The sequence below is a fragment of the Micromonospora sp. MH33 genome, assembly GCF_003013775.1.
Classification (GTDB): domain Bacteria; phylum Actinomycetota; class Actinomycetes; order Mycobacteriales; family Micromonosporaceae; genus Micromonospora; species Micromonospora fulviviridis.
In genome coordinates, this window is sequence record NZ_MUYZ01000378.1 from 1 (window position 1) to 5481 (window position 5481).

Annotated in this window: 6 protein-coding genes; 3 read left to right on the top strand and 3 right to left on the bottom strand. The window is 67.3% G+C overall.

Features of this window, described 5'->3' with window-relative positions; all coding sequences use genetic code 11:
* Positions 1-22: 22 nt before the first annotated feature.
* Positions 23-226 (bottom strand): hypothetical protein, encoded by a 204-nt coding sequence (locus tag B0E53_RS32615; protein ID WP_107079477.1) that lies wholly within the window; start codon positions 224-226, stop codon positions 23-25.
* Between the two features lie 574 nt (positions 227-800).
* On the opposite strand from B0E53_RS32615, the gene B0E53_RS32620 reads away from it, so the two are divergent.
* Together B0E53_RS32620 and B0E53_RS32625 are read left to right on the top strand one after the other, a co-directional pair.
* Positions 801-1178, top strand: a complete 378-nt coding sequence (locus B0E53_RS32620) for a hypothetical protein (protein ID WP_146167863.1) — start codon at positions 801-803, stop codon at positions 1176-1178.
* Positions 1179-2111: 933 nt separating this feature from the next.
* Positions 2112-2651 carry a carboxymuconolactone decarboxylase family protein gene (locus B0E53_RS32625; protein WP_246835711.1) on the top strand — a complete coding sequence of 180 codons (540 nt, stop codon included), beginning with the start codon at positions 2112-2114 and terminating at the stop codon, positions 2649-2651.
* 105 nt (positions 2652-2756) lie between these two features.
* Here B0E53_RS32625 and B0E53_RS38100 read toward each other — a convergent pair whose 3' ends face one another.
* A complete protein-coding gene (locus B0E53_RS38100) occupies positions 2757-2915 on the bottom strand; it encodes a hypothetical protein (protein WP_168215467.1) in 159 nt (52 codons plus the stop codon).
* A gap of 644 nt (positions 2916-3559) precedes the next feature.
* Positions 3560-4402, bottom strand: coding sequence for a hypothetical protein (locus tag B0E53_RS32635; RefSeq protein ID WP_107079480.1), 843 nt, complete (start codon positions 4400-4402; stop codon positions 3560-3562).
* A gap of 67 nt (positions 4403-4469) precedes the next feature.
* On the opposite strand from B0E53_RS32635, the gene B0E53_RS32640 reads away from it, so the two are divergent.
* Positions 4470-5402, top strand: a complete 933-nt coding sequence (locus tag B0E53_RS32640) for a LysR family transcriptional regulator (protein ID WP_107079481.1) — start codon at positions 4470-4472, stop codon at positions 5400-5402.
* Positions 5403-5481: the final 79 nt, after the last annotated feature.

Sequence of the window (5481 nt, forward strand, 5' to 3'; positions counted from 1 at the left end):
GCAACGGCGCGGTGGCCATGCACTACCGCCGCGCGCGCTGAATCACAGGAGTCCATCGCCGCCAGCTCACCGGCAGCCCGGCGTCCTCCTTGCGCTCGCCGTGCAGCTGCGGGATTGCCCAGTACACATCATGCATCGCCGGGTAGAGGCCGGCAGCGACTGCGACCAGGGCGCCGGTCCGTCCGATGCCAGTTGAGATGGGCTTGGTGGCGGCGGTGGCGGGCATGACGGTCTCCTCACAACAAGCGGACGTGGCGAACAGACACGGTAGGCGCTCGACGCGAGGCCTGTCACGGACGGAGGCAACGATTGATGGGGGGATCGAAGTGGCTGATTCCGCTGTCGGGGTGCGTGGATCCCTGCCCTTGCAAAGATCGCGCGGGCTGTCGGCTCGCGTCGGCCATCGTCGCTGACTTGCACCGCTCGTCGGTCGGTGTGGCTCTCCCCCGGCCTGCGTCGGTCGACTTGGCTGTACCGATGGCTGCAGCCTTGCCGCGGCTCTCCACGCTCTGGCAGAGCGGGAGGGCCTGGATCTCGACGGGGTAACAGCGGAGCGCCGGTTGGATCAACGCGGGTGCACGTGTGGCAAGAGCTGATCGAATCGCCAGTGTTGTCATGGCGTCTGGGGAGCCTCAGTAGTCCACGCATGGCATCACTCACCGCAACAACTGATGACTTTGATCGGCGTCCAACTGTCTCGCTGGCACCAGAGAAGCCGTGAACCATCCTCCTGCTGTGCACGTGAACGAGGTGTACGCACATACGCCAGGCAACTGGCAACCAGACAGGAGCGGAACAGCATGGCCAAGAATGTTCAGAATCGGCGACGGGCAAAGATTGTCGGCCTTCTCGCCGCTGCTGCCACGGTGGGGACGCTCGCGTCAGCGAGTCCTGCCTTCGCGGCCACTGGCGCGACAGGGGTGTGCAGCAAGGGCAACTACAGCTCGTACCTCGAATTTCCGTATCGCGGCGGCCTGACCACGTACGTTGCGCCCCCGGGCAGCTGCGTTTCGGTTCACTTCGGCAAGTACAGCAGCGAGCCGGTTTACGTCTACGGATCCAAGAACGGCACCCGGGTCTACCTCGGCACCCGGTACATCAACGACCTGAAGAAGAGCGTGTTCAGGACGTATGGCAGCATTCCTGGATCGCCGTCCTTCACTCTGACGGTGTCCTGATCTGTGGTAGGAGCGCCGAGGCGAGGCGGCCCACGCCTTGCCTCGGCGCGAACCGTTTCCGCACTCGATCCACAGATGAATGGTGACTGCAGCACGGTCCCTAAACTAACGACCTCGTGCATGGTTGTCCGCGGGGTGAGAGTGTCCGCGGCTGGGCAGGTCACATGGCGGTGATGGCGGCGATGGGTTTGCCGCGGTCGGTGTGTTGGTGGTCGGACAGTAGGCCGGCGATGGCCCTGATTGACAGGCATCTTTGTGGAGAGGTGAGGGCCCTCCCGTGAAGATCGGCCAAGGTAGTCGCGTGCATCGATGACGCCGTGTCGCCGTTGAGCGCGATGCGCCGGCAAGAGTGCACGCGCCGGGTCGCAATAGATGTTTCGCCGGGCAGCCACGTGGTCCTGGCAGGGGTTGCTTCGGGGGCATTTCGGCCTGACCTTCCCCGACTACCGCCGGCTTGAGCGCCGTGCGTTAAGAAGGCACCGCCCGGAGCCCTGGCTATGTTGGAGGGGCATCTGCTCGTGAAACGCCGGCTCGTCGCCTCATCCGGCGCTGAGCCGGGCCAGCAGGTCGTCGGCTTTCACCGTTGTCCGCGGGTGGTCGGGCGTGCCGGTCACCGCCACCACTGTCGAGCCCTGGGCGACCGGAGCGGCTGGGCCGGGGAAGGGAATCAGCCGGTGGAGGGGCGTCGGGGCGACGGCGCCGGCCAGGACCAGGCGGTTGTCAGGTCGAGCAGGTCGCGGGGGCTACCTGTGTTCGCCGATGCGGCCGCGCGGATGGCGGCGACGTTGGCTGGCAGGAGACCCCCGACTCGCGGGACAAGAAGGCGACCTCCGAACTGTCGTTGATCGGTCCTCGGATGGTCGCTGGATGCAGCACGCTCACCCTATGATCCGCCCGGCTGCGTTCCTCGCTGACCCACCGAAGAGCCCGGCAGTGGCTGCCGCCTACGAAGGCGATGTCACGTCCGACGGCTACGTCAACAACCTCACTCGGGTCTGGTGCTGGCGTCCTGAGGTGCTGGCGTCCTTCCAGGCTCTGCGTGCTGAACTCCTTGCCGGGTCAGGCCTGTCGCCGAGGGAAGTAGCGGTGATGGTTGCCGCCACCGCCGCCGCCCGCGGCGACGCCTACTGTGCGCTGGCGTGGGGATCTAGGCTGGCCGAACTCAGTGACGAGGCGACCGCCGCAAGCGTGCTGCAAGGCGTTGATAGTGACTTGCCCGAGCGGGAGGCCGCACTCGCCGGTTGGTCCCGCCAAGTCGTCCAGGATCCGAATGCCACAACCGAGGCCCACGTAAACCGTTTACGCGACGCGGGCCTCAACGACCAGGAGATCTTCGAGGCGACGACCTGGATCGCGTTCCGTCTGGCCTTCTCCACTATCAACGATGCGCTGGGAGCACGGCCTGACCCACAGCTTGCTGAGAAGGCGCCTCGGCTCGTCCGAGAAGCCGTCACCTACGGCCGCCAAGTCTAGGCGCACACGACCTTGGCCCCACCGGCAGCAGCGCTGCCTGACCCCCACGCTGTCGGCGGCTGGTGCGTGCGTTCGTCGTTAAATCGCGCGGCGCGGGGCGTCAGCTCAGGGAAGGTCGGGATCCGGGTGCTCGGTCACGAAACGCTCGCCCGTTTCGTCGTCGACCAGCGAGTTGTCGACCAGCCATTCAACCGCCCGCCGCCTTGTGCGCACGTCGCGGGAGGCGTACCACGCCGGCAGCAGGTGCGGATACTCCTCGTGCAACTCGTTCTTGACTTGCGGCTAGCACCCGGGCGCCGAGGATGCGGCCCAGGCCGCGTTGGCTGAGGTAGATTTCAGCAGCGGTTCCACCGCGCCGCTGCCCGCCGACTGGAAGCGGCACACCGACGCAATCAGGACCTCACCCAACAGGTCACCCACCGTCGCATCCAGCTTGCCGCCGCCCACGCCGCCCTACGGGACTTCAAAGCAACTGATGTGTGCACCGGGCGATAGCGGTCGCTTCTGGTTTCTACGTTCCGAGGACGTAGATCGACGCCTCCACGTTGCCGGATGGGCCATGAACGTTTACTTCGACGCATTGGTAGCCGGGCCCCTCGAAACGGTCCAGTCGTGACCAGTGAGCGGGAAGATCCGGCGACTCGAAGACGTGAACGCTGATGGGGTCCCCGCTGGGATCGAGAACGAGCGCCGGGAAGCCGAGGTCGGCGCCCCAGCCGGCGTCGACGAGTCTCCCGCGCACCTGACCCTCGAACCAGCGGCCGGCCAGCCCGTCGAGTGGGGGTGGTTCGGACGTCCGGGCGCCAGGGTTCCGTACGTGGCTAAGCGGGACTCAGCTGCCGCCGGGCCGCTGCCGGGTTCGCTGTTATCGTTCATGGTCGTCCTCCACCGTGCTGGGTCGTTTCGGTTCAGGGTCGCAGCGCGACCGGCTGGGCGGCCACCAGAGTGGGCGAGGCGTGAGCTGGGAGGCTGGGCTTATGACGTGACCTGCCGCTCGTCGTGGCTTTCGGGACTCGTCGCCAGGTGAATGTCGCCACACTGAGGCAGGCGAGCAGGCCGAGCCCGACCGCGGCGATGCCCGCCACCGGGGTGCTGAGCGCGACGACGAGGCAGAAAGCGAAATAGCAGGGCAGGCTACGGACCAGTCCGCCGAGTGCGTGCACCCCGGCCGCAGCACCGTCGCGAGCCACGGCGACCACGGTGAGCGTCGTGCACATCGTCGGGAAAGCGGCGATGCCTCCGGCGATGTCGGGACCGGCGAGCCGGCGGCTCAGCACCGCGCAACCCACGACAACCGCCGCGCTCGAACAGGTCAGCGCGATGCTCGTCCAGTGGCGAGGCGCCGGCCGGCGCGGTTGCCCGGCGGGCATCAGCCGCGGACCGGCCACGAGTGCGGCCACCGCGGCCACCACCGCGAATACGTCCGGCAGGTACCAGATGAGCGCTGAACACGCGAGATAGGCGAAGACGCCGCACCCGATACCGATCGACAGACCGTGCTGCCGCAGCGCCCAGGCGAAGACGACGCCGAAAGCCACCTGCGCGAGTACGTGCGTGGCAGCACTCAACGCCATCGACCCGGCGATGTGCGGGGTCGTATCGATGGCCACCGTCACCACCGCCACGGCGAACGCCACCGGCAGGGCAGCGATCCAGCCGGCCGCTGCCGGCCCGAGCCGGCGTTCGATCAGGGCGGCCGTCGCAATCACGACCGGAGCAAGCAACAGCGAGACGAAGACCATGAACTCCACGGTCCCCCACTAAACAATTCGCGTCCAGGGCACGTTTCCGAAGTAAAACCGTGGGATAATCCGAACGGTGGAGTTGCGACGACTACGGCTACTGGATCAACTCGCCCGGCTCGGCACCGTCTCGGCGGTCGCCGACGCCCTGTCCTACAGCCCATCGAGCGTGTCCGTCCAGCTCGCGCAGCTGGAACGGGAAGCCGGAGTCCACCTGCTGCGCCGTGTCGGCCGCAACGTCGAGCTGACACCGGCCGGACGGCGACTGGCGGCCTACGCGGCAGACGCGCTCGCCGCCGACGAAGCCGTCCGCGCTGAACTGGCCACCGTCGGCGATACGCCTGGCGGGTGCCTGCGCATGACCATCGTGCAGACACCTGCCCTCGCGCTGCTGCCCGCAACCTTGGGCAAACTCGCCTCCACCGCCCCGAACCTGCAGGTCGAGGTCCACCAACGAGAAACCGCCCCCGCGTTAGAGGAGCTACGCTCGCGGGCCGTCGACCTCGTCGTTGGCATCGAGTACGACCCGGTTCCGGTCGCCCGGCAACGCGACATCCACCGGCGTGATCTCCTGCGCGAAGACGTCCTCCTCGCCGTGCACCCGGCCCACCCGCTGGCCACGCCATCGCCCATCGCGCTGACCGCCTGCGAAGACGCGGCATGGGCCACCGGCCACCGCGGCACCGGACTCGACGCGGTCCTGCGCAACGTCTGCAACCGGCTCGCCGGCTTCGAACCCCGCATCCAGCACCGCAGCGACGACGGACTCGTCCTCGGCGCCCTCGTCGCATCCCAGAGGACCCTCGCGCTCCTACCCGCATTATTGACCGCCGCACTACCCCAGGTCGCAGCGCACCCACTCCGCGAAGAACGCCTCCAACGAACGGTCTTCACCGCAACCCGCGCCACCGCCGCCGACGCACCAGCCGTCATCGCCGTAGAGAACGCGCTACGGGAGGCGACTGCTGGAATCGCACACGATCGCCCCGACATCGAAGCCATACCCTGATAAGGGCGTGTCTCAGATGGACGGTGCGGTAGCTGCGGCATGATCTACGTTTCGTGACAGCGATGGTCGATGACATGGT

Excerpts from the sequence above, each read along its gene's own strand:
- B0E53_RS32615 (WP_107079477.1), bottom strand. The coding sequence starts at position 226 with ATGCCCGCCACCGCCGCCACCAAGCCCATCTCAACTGGCATCGGACGG.
- B0E53_RS32620 (WP_146167863.1), top strand. The coding sequence starts at position 801 with ATGGCCAAGAATGTTCAGAATCGGCGACGGGCAAAGATTGTCGGCCTT.